The following is a 14,911-nucleotide window of genomic DNA, read 5'->3' as shown; positions in this document are numbered from 1 at the left end:
GCGGCCAGCCACGACGAAACCGCAGCGGACAACGCACTCCCGCGCCCACCCCCTACCTCACACCCAGCACCTGCTCCACCGGATCGATGGCGAAGTACACCAGGAACAAGGCCGACACGACCCACAGCAGCCAGTTGACCTCCTTCGCCTTCCCCAGTACCGCCTTGATCACCACATACGCCAGGAACCCCGCCCCGATACCGTCGGTGATCGAGTAGGTGAACGGCATCGCGGCGATCGTCAGGAACGCCGGGATGGCGATCTCGTACTTGTCCCAGTCGATGTGCTTGACGTGGGTCATCATCAGGAAGCCCACGGCGATCAGCGCGGGCGCCGCCGCCTGCAGCGGCACGATCGTCAGCAGTGGCGTCAGGAACAGGGCGAGCCCGAACAGCCCGCCGGTGATCAGGTTGGCGAACCCGGTGCGCGCCCCCTCCCCCACCCCCGCCGCCGACTCGATGTACGCCGTGTTGGAGGAGGCCGAACCCATACCGCCGGCCACCGCCGCCGCGCCGTCGATGAACAGCACCCGCCCGATACCGGGCACCTGCCCCTTCTCGTCCAGCAGCCCGGCCTCCGCGCTGATGCCCACGATCGTGCCCATGGCGTCGAAGAAGTCGGACAGGATCAGCGTGAAGACCAGCAGCACGGCGGTGAGGACACCGGCCTTGGCGAAGCCGCCGAACAGGCTGAAGTGACCGATGAGTCCGAAGTCGGGGGCGGCGGCGATCTTGTCGGGGACCTTCGGCGTGGTCAGGCCCCAGCTCTTGATGTCGGCGACCGAGTCGATGACGATCGCCACGACGGTCATGGTGACGATGCTGATCAGGATCGCGCCCTTCACCTTGCGCGCGACCAACGCGATAGTCAGGAGCACGCCAAGACAGAAGACGAGTACGGGCCAGCCGGTGAGCCGGCCGACGGCACCCAGCTGCACCGGCACGGTCGTGTCCGCGGCGTCCGGGATCCGGCTGACGAACCCGGCGTCGACGAAGCCGATGAAGGCGATGAACAGACCGATGCCGACCCCGATCGCCTGTTTCATCGGCTGCGGGATCGCGTTCATGATCGCCTCCCGCAGGCCGGTCACCACCAGCACACAGATCAGCAGACCTTCGAGGACGACCAGGCCCATCGCGTCGGACCAGCTCATCAGCGGTGCCAACTGGAAGGCCACGACGGCGTTGAGGCCGAGTCCGGCCGCGATCGCCAGCGGCAGATTGCCGCCGACGCCCATGATGACCGTCATCACACAGGCCACCAGCGCGGTGGCGGTGACCAGTTGGCCGGTGTCGAGGGTGTGGCCGAACTTGTCCTTTGCGCTGCCGAGGATGATGGGATTCAGGACAAGGATGTAGGCCATGGTGAAGAACGTGGCGAAGCCGCCGCGTATCTCGCGGCCGAAGCTGGACCCTCGTTCGGAGATCTTGAAGAACCGGTCGACTGCGTTCTGGGCAGGTGGCGCGGCGCCCTGCCGCTCGTCCACCTTCTGCGACTCGGACATGGTCGTACTCCTCGTTGCCTGAGCGATCGTGTGCGGATGCTGGCTGGATTGTTCCCGCGTTGAACCGGTTTCAGGTTTTCTCCGTGTTACGGACTCAGTCCTGGTGGACTCCGATCGACCGGACCGCCACCGAACCCCCGTACGACGCACACAAAAAGATCACTGCTACGCTCCGGATCTCGCCGGAACGTTCCTCCGGACGTTCGCATGTCGATCCACCTGTCATTCGCATGACACACACGCGCGCGTGACGCAGACACCCTGACAGAAGAGGTCACCCGTGGGCACAGTCGTCGACGACGCCGCCTCCGTGGAGTTCCATGCCTTCTTCGAACGCCACTACGCCGAACTCTCCCGCCTCGCCCATATGTTGACCGGCGAGGCCGACGCCGCCGACGACCTGGCCGCCGACGCCCTGCTGGCGCTGTGGCACCGCTGGGACCGGGTGCGCGCGGCCGACCACCCGGTGGCCTACGCCCGGGGCGTCGTCGCCAATCTGGCCCGTACCCGCATCCGCAGCGCCGTGCGCGAGCGGCGCCGTATCGCCCTGTTCTGGTCGCACCGCGAGGAGAAGACCGAGAACCCGGACATCGCCGGAGTGGTCGACGTCCAGGGGGCGTTGCGCCGCCTGCCGTTCCGCAAACGGGCATGTGTGGTACTTCGGCATGCGTTCGACCTGTCGGAGAAGGACACCGCGCTCGCCCTGGGGATCTCGGTGGGTACGGTTAAGAGCCAGACGTCGAAGGGCATGGCCGAGCTGCAGAGGCTGCTCGGCGACTCCCAGGGTGCTGTTCCGCAGCGGGTGCACGCGGCGATGGCGCCACGCGCCGGTGAGAGCGGAGGAAGGAACCGATGAGGCAGCAGGACGTGCACGACGAGCTGCGCGCCCGGCTGCACGAGGCGGCCGAGGAGCACGAACCCGACCGTGCCCGCATCCTGGCCCGGGTCGAGCGGGGTATGGCCGCACAGGGCCGTCCCGGCCATCGCGCCACCCTTCCGCCCGTGTTCGGCTGGGTCCGGGTGGTCAGCGCCACGGCGGCGGTCGCCGCGCTCCTCGGCATCGGCGGCTACGCGGTCGCCTCGGCCGTGAAGGAGCCGCCCACCGAGAAGACGGTAGCGGTGTCGCCGACGCCCTCCGCGTCCCCGGACGCGACCTCCCGGCCACCGTCCCGCCCGGCGGTCCCGCCCTCCCCCAGCGCGCCCCCGAAGTCCTCCTCCCCCGAGGCGAGTTCGACGCCCTCCGCGACCGCGAAGGCCTCCACCACCCCGACCGCTCCGGTCGCCGGGGGCGAGCAGGACGGGCCGCTGTGGTCGGACGGCTCGGTGGACCCGCACAGCAACGACTTCTGGGCGCAGTCCAACGTCACCCTGAAGACCTCCGGGCAACTGACCTCGCTCACCGTGCGGTTGAAGGTGGCCCAGACCGGCGGGGTGTCCTCCGCCGGAGCGTGGCGGTCGCTGCCGGAGACCGACTTCACGCAGACGGTGACCGAGCAGGACGGCTTTTTGGTCTACACCTGGACGCTCAAGGCGGACCGCGAGGTCGCGGTCGGCGAGTGGGTGTTCGCGGGCCAGTACAACCACGAACGCGGCGGCCGCGACGCCAAGGCCGACAGCTACACGATCACGGGCGGCGCGGACGGCAAGCAGTACGCGGTGACGGGGAATTTCGCGACGCACGCAAACGGTGAGGGCGACTCCTGAGGGCGACGGGACTTTCGCGCCCCGAAAGGGGCGCGCAGAACTGCGCGACCAGCCACAACGGGCCGCACAGCCCGCGACGCACCCGTCAGTCCATGGTGGATCCGATCGTCGCCGACCCGGTGGTCAGAAACACCGTCGCCGGCAACGCCCCACTCGCCGGCCGCGCCCCGTACGCGGTACTCACATCCGTCGACTTGAATGCCGGCACACTCACCCCGCCGTCCCAGCTGTTCGCCGCCGACACCGCCCGGGACCCCAGCTTGTCCGCCCCGCCCCCGTTGCCCAGGGCCAGGTTCCGCGCCAGCCGGGCCTTGCCGGTCTCGAAGAAGAACCCGGCCTGGGCGTTGGCGTAGGCCGTGTTGCGGTTCAGCACGATCGCCCCGGTGTTGGAGTTCTCGGTGAACCCGTTCAGCGTGTTGTCCCATGCCGCGTCGTCGTTGACGGCGTGCGCGACGGCGACGCCCCCGCCGCCCAGCTTGAACCCGTTGCCGTTGCCCTCGAAGGCGGAGTCGTTCCAGCGGTTCTTGCCGTTTCCGAAGGCCCAGCTGTGCTCGATGGTGACCGGGGAGGAGAACTGCCAGAGGTCCAGCCCGTCGTCCGAGTTGTTGTAGAGGCGGGCGCCGGTCACCCTGTTGCCCGTGCCCGAGCCGAACTTGATGGCGATCCCGTCGGCGTTCTGGCCGTGCCCGGACGCGTCGTACTTGCCGTAGCTGTCCAGGTTCCGCACGAGGTTGTTGACGGTGCCGTCGCCGCGCAGGGTGAAGCCGGAGTCGCCGTTGTCGGCGGTGACCAGGTTCTTGAAGATGCCGCCCGTGGACGAGGTGACGACGAAGCCCTGGGCCGGGGAGTTCTGGAAGGTGAGGTCCTGGACGGTCCAGTAGCTGCCGTAGATCCCGGTGAGCCAGGAGCCCGCGGGCAGCTTGGAGCCGTCGATCTTCACCTTCTCACCGCTGTGGGCCTTGAGCGTGATGCGGTTCGAACTGGTGCCGCTGACCGTCGACTTGAGGGTGGCGGTCGGGTAGTACGTGCCCGCGCGGACCTGGGTGACGGTGCCGGCGGTGGCGTTCGCGACGGCGGACTCCAGCTGTGCGGTGGTGGAGACGGTGACCGTGCTGGTGGCGGCCTGGGCACCGCCGTTCGACAGGCCGAGGTAGACGCCTGTCGCCCCCGCGGCGACGGCCACCGCCACGGCGATCGAGAGGGTACGCGTCCTGCGGTGGCGTCCGGTGCTGAAGCGCACTGGCCGTTCCTTTCCTTGACGTCGCTGACGACGTGCTGACGAGGGGAGTGAAACGGGCCGGAGGGGCCGCCCCGGCCCGTTTCCGTCTCCCAGTCGCCACCGCGGCCGGAAAGGGTTGCCGCGTCTGCCGACTACGGCCTACGACACGAAGTACGTCGGGTTCGGCAGCTTGTACGTGCGGTCCGCGTGGCCGCCGTCCAGGTCCGAGTACTGGTCGCCGAAGTTGGCGATGATGTCGTACCCGAGGTCCTTCTCGATGTGCTTGCGGGTGCCGCCCTTGTACTGCACGGTCGTGCAGGTCCAGCTGCCCGCGGTGGCGCAACCGCTCAGGTACGACGGCGGGTTGGCCTTGTCCTTCAGAAACATGTGCCCGGCGTCGAGGTTGACGTCGGCACCGATCTTCTTCAGGTTCTCGACAGCGGCGGAGCGCTGCGCCTCGCTGAGACCGGAGTTGTAGAAGACCTCGACCCCCTTCTGCGCCGCGTACTGGACCAGCTCGGCGCTGCCGAAGACGCCCGGGCGGTCGGCCTTGTTGACGTAGGCCGCCCAGGTGGCGGAGTTGTACGTGTAGTTGTAGCGCTTCTCGTAGTCGAGGCTGAGCAGCAGCGTGTCGTCGATGTCGAAGACCACGGCGGGCTTCTCGCCCTTGCGGAGGGCCTTGCGCGCGGCCCGGTCGATGTACCGCTCGGCGTCCTTGTCGAGACGCGCCAGGTCCTTGGCGTACGGGCTGGTCGGCGAGGCCTGGTAGACGCCGTCCGCGTCGGCGGCGGTGCCGTAGTAGGTGTCGAGGTCCTTCACCAGGAGCCCGATGTTGTAGGGCTCGTGGGTGGAGTTCGCGGTCGACTGGCCGGCGGTGGCGGCGCCGGCGCCGTAGAGGGCGCCGGCGGCGACCGCGCAGGCGGCGGTGATCGCCGCGATGCGAAGTGACTTATGCATGACAGGAGTTCTACGCGCGTCACCCAGGTGGGCGCGAGCCCTGTTGCCTGATCGATATCTCATCCACAGGCAAAAACCGGGTCAAGCGCCTTGGAGGGAATGGTTCCGGATGTCCGGGTCAGTCCATGGTGGCACCGATGGTGGTGCTGCCCGTCGTCAGGAAGGTCGTCGCGGGCAGCGTGCCGCTGGAACTGCGGGCGTTGTACGTACTGCTCGCGTCCGTCGACCTGAAGGCGGGGGTGCTGATCCCGCTGTCCCAGTTGTTGCCGGCCGAGACGACGGCGGAGCCCTTGCTGACCAGCCCGCTTCCGTTGCCGACCGCGAGGTTCTTGCCGAGCCTCGCTGCGCTGGTGGCGAAGTAGTAGCCCCAGTTGCCGTTGGCGTAGGCGGTGGTGCGGTTGATGACGATCGCGCCGGTGTTGGAGTTCTCGGTGAACCCGTTGCCCGCGTTGCCCCAGGCGGCCGAGTTGTTGACGACGTGTGCGACCACCTCGCCGTCGCCGCCCAGCTTGTAGCCGTTGCCGTCGCCCGCGAAGGCCGAGTCGGACCAGCGGTTGTATCCGTTGCCGAAGGACCAGGTGTGCTCGACGGTGACCGGCGAGGAGAAGGACCAGAAGTCGATCCCGTCGTCCGAGTTGTTGTACGTCCGCGCCCCCGTGATCAGGTTCCCGGTCCCCGAACCGAACTTGACGGCGATCCCGTCGGCGTTCTCCCCGTGGGTGGCGGCGTCGTAGTTGCCGTAGGAGTCGATGTTCTTGACGGTGTTGTTCACCGTCCCGTCGCCGGTGAGCGTGAAGCCGGAGTCGCCACCGTCGATGGTCTTGATGTTGTTCCAGTTGGTGCCGGTGCAGGACTGGCAGACGACCGCGCTGTCCGGGGAGTTCTGGAAGGTGATGCCGGAGACGTTCCAGTAGTCCGCGGTCAGCTTGAAGATCCAGGAGCCGGAGGGCAGCGAGGACCCGTCGATCTTCACGGTCTCCGAGCCGTACGCGGTGAGCGTGACCGGCGACGACGAGGTGCCGTTGGCGGTGGACTGGAGGGTGGCGGTCGGGTAGTAGGTGCCGCCGCGGACCTGGATGACCGTGCCGGCGGTGGCGTTCTTGATGGCGTTGGTCAGGTCGGTGGAGTTGCTGACCACGACGGTGGCCGCGTGTGCCGGGGTGGCGAGCACGGCGAGTCCGAGCGATGCCGTGGTCACGGCGAGCGCGGTGAAGGAGCTGATACGACGCATGACGTGCGGGTCCTTTCGTCGATCAGGGCTGACGGACGGGTTTCCAGTCGCCGAGGTAGGTCGCGGGGGTGTGCGAGGCGGCCTCGGCGGCGCTGAGCTGGGGCCGGTTCCCGGGGACGGTGATCACCGCGCCCGGCCCGTGGTTCCGGTACTCGTGGAACCGCATGGACTGCCAGGGATAGGCGTCCCGCATGTTCGTGTAGGGCGCGACGGGGTCGATCCCGGGGCCGATGAGACTGTCCCGCACGACCAGCGAGGGCCAGGCGGTGGTCTCGTACGTCGGCACCCAGGGCCGCGCCAGCCTGTACGCCCCGTCCTCCGCGCCGGAGGAGAACCGGCAGCGGACGGCGAGGAACCCGTGCGGGTTGGCACGGGCGGTCGAGGGGGCGAACACCATGCCCTTGGGTGTGAAGTCCACATCCCGTCGCAGGGTGCGGAGGTGGCAGTTCTCGTACACCGCGGTCGCCCGCCCGAAGACGAAGTCCACGTCACCCTCGATGTGGCAACGGTGGAAGAACTGCCGGTCGAAGGAGCCGAGTTCGGCCGTGTCGGCGAACAGGGTGTCCTGGTGGGCGAGCAGTCGCACGTTCTCGAAGTGGGTGCGGTCCCCGGTGAGATACGCGGCGACGGCCTGGGTCCCGGTGATCTCCGGGTGGTCGGCGCGCAGCCAGTCGTTGGCGAGGGTGAGATCCCGGACGACGAGCCCGGCCGCCGCGGAGGTGAAGGTCGCGGAGCCCGCCGTGCCGTAGGTCCCCGAACCGTCCGGCTTCTGTGTCCCGTTGGCGTTGTCGAAGACGATGACGGCGGCCCGGGGATCACGACTCGCGCCCCGCAGGGTCAACCGCACCTTGTCCGCAGGCACGTTGACGACCTCGCGGTACGTCCCCGGGTGTACGACGATCGTCCAGCCCGGCCCGGACACCGCGTCCACGGCCGCCTGGACGGAGTCACCGGGACGGACGTGCAGGACACGCCGGTCGTGGTCCGGGGCGAAAGCCGAGGTCGCTCCGACGGTGGCGGCAGCGGCGAGGAGGGTACGCCTGGACAGCACGTCAGCACCCCTTCCCCGGGGTCCAGTCACCGAGATAGGCCTCCGGGGTCGCGGCCTCGGCCTCCTCTTCGGTGAGTTGGGGCCGGTTGGCGGCGACCGTGATCTCGGCGCCGGGACCGAGGTTTCGGTACTCGGCGAAGCGCTGGTCCTGCCAGGGGAAGGTGTCCGACATGTTGGCGTAGGGCGCGACCGCGTCGATGCCGGGGCCGAGCCGGCTGTCCCGGACGACGAGCGAGGGCCGGGCGGTGGTGTCGGAGCTCGGCACCCAGGGGCGGCCCAGCTTGTAGCAGGCACGCGGGGCTTCGCTGGTGACACGGCTCCTGGTCACCAGATAGCCGCGCGGGTTGAGGGCCGCCGTCGAGGGCGCGAAGACGAACCCGTACGGGGCGGCCGCCAGGTCGGTCCGGTTCAGGGTGCGGAAGTGGCAGTTCTCGTACACCGCGGTCGCCCGCCCGAAGACGAAGTCGACATCGCCCTCGGCATAGCAGTGGGCGAAGTACTGGCGGGCGAAGACACCGAGGGCCTGAGTGTCGGCGTACAGGGTGTCCTGGTGCCCGAGGAACCGGCAGTGATGGAAGGCGCTGCGATCGCCCTGCACCTTGAGGGCGACGGCCTGGGTGGCGGAGATCTCCGGGTGGTCGGCGCGCAGCCAGTCGTTGGCGAAGGTGATCCAACGGGCGGTGAAGCCGTCGGCCTGCACGGTGGTGGTGGCGGAGCCGGTGGTGCCGTAGGTGCCGCCGCCGGGCCTGGCGGTGCCGGCCGCGTTGTCGTGGACGATCACGACGTCACGCGGGTTCTCGGAGGCGCCGATCCAGGTGGCCTCCGTGCGGGTGGTGTCGACGGCGACCGTCTCGCGGTAGACGCCCGGTGCGAGGACCAGGGTCCAGCCGCTGCCGGTGGCCGCGGTGACGGCGGCCTGCACGGTGGTGAAGTCGCCGCGGCCGTACGGGTCGACGTACAGGGTCTGCGGGGTGCGGCGGCGCTCGGGCGACCCGTACCGCCCGAACGGACGGCGGCCGGCGGCGGCCCGCGCGGGGACGGCGGCGAGGCCGAGCGCGGCGCCCGCCCCGGCGCTCGCGCTCAGGAAACCCCGTCTGGTCAGGGCAGGTCGAGGATGGTGCGAGGGCATGCGGATGCTCCTTCGCGGTGCGGCTCAGGTGACGGAGAGGACCGGGGCGGTGGGGCGCCCCGGGCCCGAAGAGGCGGCGGGGTCAGCGCAGTCGGCCGGCCCCGGCCCCGCAGTCGACGATGCGTGGCACGGCCTGCGCCGCGTCGACCCTCGTGCGCAGGGTCGGGGTCCAGGTCGAACCCGCCTGAAGGGTCTCGGCCGGGATCTGCGCGTTGTGGACGGCGATCAGATCGGTCAGCTCACCGTTGACGTAGTTGTCGTCGGCGGTGAGCGTCGACTCGTTCCACTTCTTCAGGACCGAGCCGGCCTTGACGGTGTCGGGCAGGGTGAACGCGTTGTGCTCGGCGACGAGTTGGGACTCCCGACCGATGCCGTAGCTGTAGCCGTAGCCGTCCTCGGCGACGAAGTGGTTGTTGTAGGAGTCGACCTGACCGAACCGGACCCGCGGCGCGCGCTCCACCAGGTTGGAGAACAGGTTGTGGTGGAAGGTGACCTTGAGGTGCCCCCGGTCGACGGCCGCGGTCGAGGCGCTGTCGCTGTTGCCGATGAGGATCGTCTTGTCGTGGTCCTCGAAGACGTTCCAGGAGGCGGTGACGTAGTCGGCGCCCTTGACGATGTCCAGCTCGCCGTCGTGCTGCTCGTAGATCCGCCCGAAGTAGTGGGGCAGGGTGCTGTCCGGGTGATCACCGTCGGTGAACGTGTTGTGGTCCATCCACACATGGGTCGACCCGTAGACCACCGCGCTGTCGTACTCGGAGTTCCAGTTGCCGTCGGCGGTGTCGGTCGGGTCCCACTGCGGGAAGCAGTCGAGGGGGCTCTCGAAGCCCAGGTTGCGGATGATGACGTTGTCGACAGCCTTGATCTGAAGGCTGGCGCCCTTGAAGCCGGCGTCCTTGCCGATGCCGACGATGGTGGTGTTGGCCGGGATGTTCGCCTTGACGTAGGCGTCCTGGTTGGCGGCGGAGGCGCGGCGCAGCCCCTCCGGGCTGTCGTCGGGTTCGCCGTCCAGGCTGGTGGCGTGCCCCCAGGCCTCGGGTGAGTACTTGGCGAGGTACGCGTCGAAGTCGTAGCCGGGCACGGCGAACGAGTCACAGCTCGGCCCGTCCGCGTCGATCGTTCCCCTGACTCTGATGATCTTCGGTGCGCTGCCGCCTGCGGCGAGGGTGGCCTTGAACTCGTCCCAGGTGGTGACGGTGTAGACGTGCGCGGGGTCGGCGGCAGCCCCGCCGGTGGTCCCGGTGGTGGCGGCGGCCCAGCCGTCGTCCGCGTCCAGCACCTGGCGGTCGAGCGTGGCCCGGTGCGGGGCGGCCTGGGCGGTCCCGGTCACGGCCAGCACGAGGGCCGTGCAGCCCACGACCGCCGCCATGACACGTCCATGACATTTCTGTGTACGCACTGTGCGGGTCTCCTCAGCTATGCGGGTGGCCAGGTGATCCAGGAGGTGGGAACGGACTCGTGCAGCCGGATGACGTCGTGCCGGGCCAGCACCCGGGTGCGCAGCGACTCCCGCGCCACGAGCCGGGCCACGGCGATGGCCCCCGGCGGATTGAAGTGCGTGTTGTCCTGCTCGGTGTCCGTCCAGTTGAAGTACGTCTTGGTCGCCTCCACCCCGAGCGACTGCCACAGCGCGAGCGACAGCGCCTCGATGTCGAGCAGCGCGACACGCTCCTGTGCGGCGAGCGCACGCATCGCCGCCGGGTAGTCGCCGTGGGTCGGCACGGCGTTGCCGTCGGCGTCGAACCTCCGCCGCTCCACGGGCGTGGCGAGCACGGGCCGGGCCCCCTTGGCACGGGCCCCGTCGATGTAACTCCGCAGATAGTCCTGGAAGGTGGTCCAGGGCTCGGTGTACCGGGTGGGGTCGTCGCTCTTCTCGTCGTTGTGCGCGAACTGGACGAGGAGGAGATCACGCGGGCGGATGGCGTCGAGGATGGCGTCGAGCCGCCCTTCGTCGACGAAGCTCTTGGAACTGCGGCCGTTGACGGCTTGGTTGGAGACGGTGATTTCCTTCCGGAGGAAGAAGGGCAAGGCCATCCCCCACCCGGTCTCCGGTGCCGCGTCGGCGTGTTTCTGGGCGGCGGTGGAATCACCGGCGATGTAGAGAGTCCTACGCCTCTGCGAGGAACTCCCGACGAGAGGAACGGCGGCGAGGCCGGCCGCGGTGATCTGTCTACGGCTAAGTGACAAGACGGTTCACCTTCCTGCTTCTGGGGGCGCGGGGCAGTGCTGAATCCGCGGCTACCGCCGCGGGGGCGCGACCAGCCACAACGGGCCCGCAGCCCCCCACAGCCGAAACCACCCGAGCTCCTAGTGATGAGCCTTCCAGTCCGCCTGCGCCTTGTTGAGCTGATCGGCCAGCGTGTCCAGGAACTCCTTCGCCGTCAGCTTCCCGAGCAGCACCTTCTGGAAATTCGGCTCGTTGTCGGACTTGGAGATGGTGTTCCAGTCCGGCAGATAGTAGGGAAGCTGCACGATCTTGGTGTCCTCGCCGTTCAGAGCCCGAGCCGCCAGCCTCGTCGGCTCGGCCTGCTGGATCCACGCGTCCTGCGCGGCCTCCGTGTTGGCGGGAATCTGCCCCGCGGACTCGTTGAACTTGGAGTTCTCCTCGTGCGAGAGGGCGAATTCGATGAACTTCCAGGCGGCGGCCTTGTTCTTGCTGGGTTTGAACAGACTCAGCCCGTCCACCGGATTGGAGATCTGCACCCGGGTGCCGTCGGCCTGCGTGGGATTGGGCAGCCCCCGGAACTTGTCCGCACCCAACGCCTTCAGGTGATCCTGGTACGACCCCAGGTTGTGGCTCAGCATTCCGATCGTGCCGCTGTCCCACTGCGCGACCATCTTGGTGAAGTCGTTGTTGACGTCGGCGGACGGGGTGTCCTTCTTGTACAGCGCGACGTACTTCTCCAGCGCGGCCACGTTCCCGGGGTCGTTGACGGTGGTCTTGTCGCCGTTCCAGAACGAGGTGATCCCGCTCTGGCTGTACGCCGCGTCCAGGGCCGGCGCGATGGATCCCTCGCCGCCGCGAATGGTGAACCCGAACTCGTTCTTCGCCCGGTCGGTGAGTTTGTCGGCGGCCTCGTAGAACTTCGCCCAGGTGGTCGGCGCGTCCAGACCCAATTTCTTGAACAGGTCCGTCCGGTACCAGAGCGTGCCGTTGTTCGATGAGGTCGGGATCTGGTACAGCTTGTCGCCGCCGCCCGCCGACCGGCTGCTGTCCACCAGGTTCTGGTTGAGCCTGCCGCTCAGCGAGCTCTCGGCGAGCCGGCTGTCCAACGGCTCGAGCGCGCCCTGGACCGCGACCTCGGCGAGCATCGCGGTGCCGACACCGCCCACGTCGGGCAGGCCACCGCCCTGGATGGCGGTGTCGTACTTGGACTGGGCGCTCGCCGCCGGGATCCCGACGTACTTGACCTTGATGTCGGGGTTCTGCTTCTCGAAGTCGGCGATGATCTGCTTCCAGATGTCGGTGCGGACACCGCCGTTGTTGTCCCAGAAGGTGATCGTGCCCTTGCCGGAGCCCTCGTTGCCCTTGTCCCCCGCACTGCCGCTGCCGTCGTCGCCGCAGGCGGTGGCGGTCAGGGCGAGCACGGAGCCCAGGGCGACGGCGACGGCCGCACGCCTGCTTCTGTGCACACGGATGCTTCTCTTCATTGGTCGGCTCTCTTCTTCTGGATCCAATGGAGATGTGAGGTGGTGCGGAAGTACGGCTACCGGGCGCTGATTTGGAACCGGGTGAAGGTGGCCGCCCCGGCGTGGCCCGGCCCCTCGGGTGCCACACCGAAGAGGCCGAGCAGGGCGCCGCCCCAGCGCCAGGGCGTGGCGGTGAACGAGGGTGCCCGGACCCCGCAGTCGTGGCGTGGGGGGGTGAACCGCTCCTCGGGTTCGAGGCGTTCGAGGACGTGGCCGACCAGGGTCCGGTCGACCAGGTTGCGGGAGTGCAGCAGGGGCAGTCCGGGAACGCGGCCGAAGCTGGAGGCGGTGAGATAGAAGTCGTCGCCGACGCGGACGACGTCCGGGTCGGACCAGTCGGCGTCCAGGACGGGGTTGGTGTACGTGGTCATTGGGACACCGCCTTGCGGGCCAGGGTGGCGGCCTCGTCCCGGGCGAGCTGCCCGTCGGCGACGACGGTGACGACGCGCCGTACGACGGTCTCGCCGAGCAGGATCGGCAGCCGTTCGGTGGGGGCCAGTGAGGAGCCGACGCCCGGGTACTCGGCGGTGCGCACGAACCAGGGGTCGCGCCGGGTGTCCTCGGTGGCTCCGGCGAAGACGAGGGTCCAGCTGGTGCCGGCCAGCGCCAGCCAGTCGGCGCTTCGGCCGTGCACCGCCGGCTCGCCCTCCCCCTCCGCCGTGAAGGCGTCCGGGGCGGCGGCCTCCTTGCGGGCCCGCCAGAAGTAACCGCCGTAGGCCGCGCCGGGGCGTCCGTTGGTGGCGGGGCTGCCGATCGAGAGCGGACTGTCGGTGACGTTGGTGAGGGAGAAGGTGAAGTCCAGCGCCCAGGCGGTGTCGGTGAGTTCGGTGGCGGCGACCGTGCGCCGCTCGCGCAGCAGCTCGCTGCCGGCGGCGACCCAGCGCAGCTCCTCCACGAACCCGTCGGGGTCGCACAGCTGGAAGGCCGTATGGCGCTGGGTGCCGTGGTTGTCCAGCTCGGTCGGCCCCTGGTCCCGGACGAAGGTCCGCCCACCCCAGAAGTTGCACCCCTCGACGTCGGGAACGGCGACACCGACGCCGAGGTGGTGGATGTGGTCGGCCGGGGTCAGCTCGGTGACCACGGTGCCGGCCAGGGTGGTGACGGGGTGCAGGTAGGGGCGCGGGGAGAGGCGGGCCGGCAGTTCGGGCCGGGGGACGTAGCGGGCGACCGGGCGGCCCGCGACCTGCAACACCACGGTGTCCGTCATGTGCTCACCTCTTTCGGTGGGGCCCAGGGGGCGGACAGCTCGGAGTAGAGGGCGAGGGTGTCGGCACAGGCCGCGACCAGTCCGTCGATACCGGTGACGACCCGGCGGTCCTCCTCGGGCAGGAAGCGCCAGGCGTCGGCGGGCAGGGCGGCCGGGTCGTCGGCCAGTCGAATCGCTTCAACGACCTTCATGAAGGCGCCCGTCGAGTCCGGCTCGACCAGCAGCTCGGCGCCGGTGGCGAGATGGTCGGCGAGGTTCTCCAGCAGGTCCGTACGGTCGTACTCGGTCTCCTCCGGGCCGTGGCCCCCCCGCTGCACCAGTACCCGGTCCTGCTTGTACCAGAAGGTGATCCGGCCGCTGGTGCCGTGCACCAGGACGTACGGGTCCCCCGGCTCCTCGGCGCAGAGTGTGGCAGCGACGGTGAGCGGGCCGCGCGCAGTGGTGACGCGGACGCAGGAGGTGTCGTCGGACTCGATGTCGTTGGCGCGCAGCAGTTCGGTCTCGATGCGGGTGACGTCCTCGGCGCGGGGGGTGCCGAGCAGGGCGAGGCCGGTGGCGACGGAGTGCGCGAGGGGGTTGGTGAGCACGCCGTCGACGACGTCCACGCCGCCCAGCCGCCGCCTGCCGGCCCAGGGCGCCCGCCGGAAGTAGGACTCGGCGCGGGCCCAGGCGCCGGCCCCGCCCACGCCCACCACCTCACCGATCGCGCCCTCCGCGATCAGCTTGCGGATCGCGGGCACGGCGTGCGAGCCCAGCGACTGGAAGCCGATCTGGCAGGCCACGTCCGCCTTGGCGACCCCGTCGGCCATCCGCCGGAACTCGGCGTAGGACGGCGCGGGCGGCTTCTCGAGGAGCAGGTGCACGCCCCGCTCGGCCGCCGCCAGGGCGAGGTCGGTGTGGGTGGGGATCGGGGTGCAGATCACGGCGATCCGGGCGCCGGTCTCATCGAGCAGGGCGCCGAAGTCGGTGGACTGGGCCGGCGTGCCGAGGCCCTCGGGCAGCTCGTCCGCGCTCAGCGGGGTCAGCTCGCAGATGCCGGTGAGCCGTACGACGCCCTTCTCCTGGAGGCGGCGGATGTTCTCCAGGTGCCAGCGGCCGTGGCCGCGTGCCCCCGCGAGCACGATGTCGATGGTCGAAGAGGTCACGGCATGCTCCCTGCGCTGTCGATCTTTGCGTGCAGGGTAGGCGTCCGGCCTGGGTGGCCCGGTCGGCCCGGGAGGTG

13 protein-coding genes and 1 pseudogene are annotated in these 14,911 nt (G+C 69.4%); 2 read left to right on the top strand and 12 right to left on the bottom strand.

Annotated elements, in window-relative coordinates; translation table 11 throughout:
• Nucleotides 1-52 precede the first annotated feature (52 nt).
• Nucleotides 53-1,504: an NCS2 family permease gene (locus ACZ7OO_RS28165; protein ID WP_471508867.1), complete on the bottom strand. Its 1,452-nt coding sequence runs from the start codon at nt 1,502-1,504 to the stop codon at nt 53-55.
• A 280-nt stretch (nt 1,505-1,784) separates the two neighbouring features.
• On the opposite strand from ACZ7OO_RS28165, the gene ACZ7OO_RS28160 reads away from it, so the two are divergent.
• Together ACZ7OO_RS28160 and ACZ7OO_RS28155 are read left to right on the top strand one after the other, a co-directional pair.
• Nucleotides 1,785-2,360 (top strand): SigE family RNA polymerase sigma factor, encoded by a 576-nt coding sequence (locus tag ACZ7OO_RS28160; RefSeq protein WP_471508865.1) that lies wholly within the window; start codon nt 1,785-1,787, stop codon nt 2,358-2,360.
• A complete protein-coding gene (locus tag ACZ7OO_RS28155; protein WP_471508863.1) occupies nt 2,357-3,208 on the top strand; it encodes a hypothetical protein in 852 nt (283 codons plus the stop codon). Before ACZ7OO_RS28160 ends, ACZ7OO_RS28155 begins: the two co-directional genes overlap by 4 nt.
• An 85-nt stretch (nt 3,209-3,293) precedes the next feature.
• On the opposite strand, the gene ACZ7OO_RS28150 is transcribed toward ACZ7OO_RS28155, so the two are convergent.
• The 11 genes and pseudogenes from ACZ7OO_RS28150 to ACZ7OO_RS28100 all read right to left on the bottom strand — a co-directional run bounded on the left by ACZ7OO_RS28150 (nt 3,294) and on the right by ACZ7OO_RS28100 (nt 14,834).
• The gene (locus ACZ7OO_RS28150) at nt 3,294-4,448 is read right to left on the bottom strand and encodes a right-handed parallel beta-helix repeat-containing protein (RefSeq protein ID WP_471508861.1); all 1,155 of its coding nucleotides are present in this window, start codon (nt 4,446-4,448) and stop codon (nt 3,294-3,296) included.
• A gap of 138 nt (nt 4,449-4,586) precedes the next feature.
• Entirely contained in the window at nt 4,587-5,384 is a 798-nt protein-coding gene (locus tag ACZ7OO_RS28145; RefSeq protein ID WP_471508859.1) for an HAD family acid phosphatase, read from the bottom strand.
• Between the two features lie 118 nt (nt 5,385-5,502).
• Nucleotides 5,503-6,615 (bottom strand): right-handed parallel beta-helix repeat-containing protein, encoded by a 1,113-nt coding sequence (locus ACZ7OO_RS28140; protein WP_471508857.1) that lies wholly within the window; start codon nt 6,613-6,615, stop codon nt 5,503-5,505.
• A 22-nt stretch (nt 6,616-6,637) separates the two neighbouring features.
• The gene (locus ACZ7OO_RS28135; protein WP_471509046.1) at nt 6,638-7,663 is read right to left on the bottom strand and encodes a pectinesterase family protein; all 1,026 of its coding nucleotides are present in this window, start codon (nt 7,661-7,663) and stop codon (nt 6,638-6,640) included.
• 4 nt (nt 7,664-7,667) lie between these two features.
• Nucleotides 7,668-8,795 (bottom strand): pectinesterase family protein, encoded by a 1,128-nt coding sequence (locus tag ACZ7OO_RS28130; RefSeq protein ID WP_471508855.1) that lies wholly within the window; start codon nt 8,793-8,795, stop codon nt 7,668-7,670.
• Nucleotides 8,796-8,877: 82 nt separating this feature from the next.
• Nucleotides 8,878-10,191, bottom strand: coding sequence for a pectate lyase family protein (locus ACZ7OO_RS28125; protein ID WP_471508853.1), 1,314 nt, complete (start codon nt 10,189-10,191; stop codon nt 8,878-8,880).
• 17 nt (nt 10,192-10,208) lie between these two features.
• Nucleotides 10,209-10,979: a rhamnogalacturonan acetylesterase gene (locus tag ACZ7OO_RS28120; protein ID WP_471508851.1), complete on the bottom strand. Its 771-nt coding sequence runs from the start codon at nt 10,977-10,979 to the stop codon at nt 10,209-10,211.
• Nucleotides 10,980-11,099: 120 nt separating this feature from the next.
• On the bottom strand, nt 11,100-12,443 hold the full coding sequence (locus ACZ7OO_RS28115) for an ABC transporter substrate-binding protein (RefSeq protein WP_471508850.1): 1,344 nt from the start codon (nt 12,441-12,443) through the stop codon (nt 11,100-11,102).
• 104 nt (nt 12,444-12,547) lie between these two features.
• Nucleotides 12,548-12,853 (bottom strand): annotated as a pseudogene (locus ACZ7OO_RS28110) (family 43 glycosylhydrolase); the annotation flags it as partial.
• Nucleotides 12,850-13,689 carry a DUF6807 domain-containing protein gene (locus tag ACZ7OO_RS28105; protein ID WP_471508848.1) on the bottom strand — a complete coding sequence of 280 codons (840 nt, stop codon included), beginning with the start codon at nt 13,687-13,689 and terminating at the stop codon, nt 12,850-12,852. The gene ACZ7OO_RS28105 and the pseudogene ACZ7OO_RS28110, both read right to left, overlap by 4 nt.
• Nucleotides 13,686-14,834 (bottom strand): Gfo/Idh/MocA family protein, encoded by a 1,149-nt coding sequence (locus ACZ7OO_RS28100; protein WP_471508846.1) that lies wholly within the window; start codon nt 14,832-14,834, stop codon nt 13,686-13,688. The genes ACZ7OO_RS28105 and ACZ7OO_RS28100 overlap by 4 nt, the downstream gene beginning before the upstream one ends.
• Nucleotides 14,835-14,911 lie beyond the last annotated feature (77 nt).

It is taken from the genome of Streptomyces sp. NPDC111744 (assembly GCF_055634995.1).
The sequence above is the reverse complement of the archived record's forward strand: the minus strand, read 5'-3'. Positions and strand labels throughout refer to the sequence as shown.

Coding starts and splice junctions, on each gene's coding strand:
- ACZ7OO_RS28165 (WP_471508867.1), bottom strand. CDS start 1,504: ATGTCCGAGTCGCAGAAGGTGGACGAGCGGCAGGGCGCCGCGCCACCT.
- ACZ7OO_RS28155 (WP_471508863.1), top strand. CDS start 2,357: ATGAGGCAGCAGGACGTGCACGACGAGCTGCGCGCCCGGCTGCACGAG.
- ACZ7OO_RS28145 (WP_471508859.1), bottom strand. CDS start 5,384: ATGCATAAGTCACTTCGCATCGCGGCGATCACCGCCGCCTGCGCGGTC.
- ACZ7OO_RS28140 (WP_471508857.1), bottom strand. CDS start 6,615: ATGCGTCGTATCAGCTCCTTCACCGCGCTCGCCGTGACCACGGCATCG.
- ACZ7OO_RS28130 (WP_471508855.1), bottom strand. CDS start 8,795: ATGCCCTCGCACCATCCTCGACCTGCCCTGACCAGACGGGGTTTCCTG.
- ACZ7OO_RS28115 (WP_471508850.1), bottom strand. CDS start 12,443: ATGAAGAGAAGCATCCGTGTGCACAGAAGCAGGCGTGCGGCCGTCGCC.
- ACZ7OO_RS28105 (WP_471508848.1), bottom strand. CDS start 13,689: ATGACGGACACCGTGGTGTTGCAGGTCGCGGGCCGCCCGGTCGCCCGC.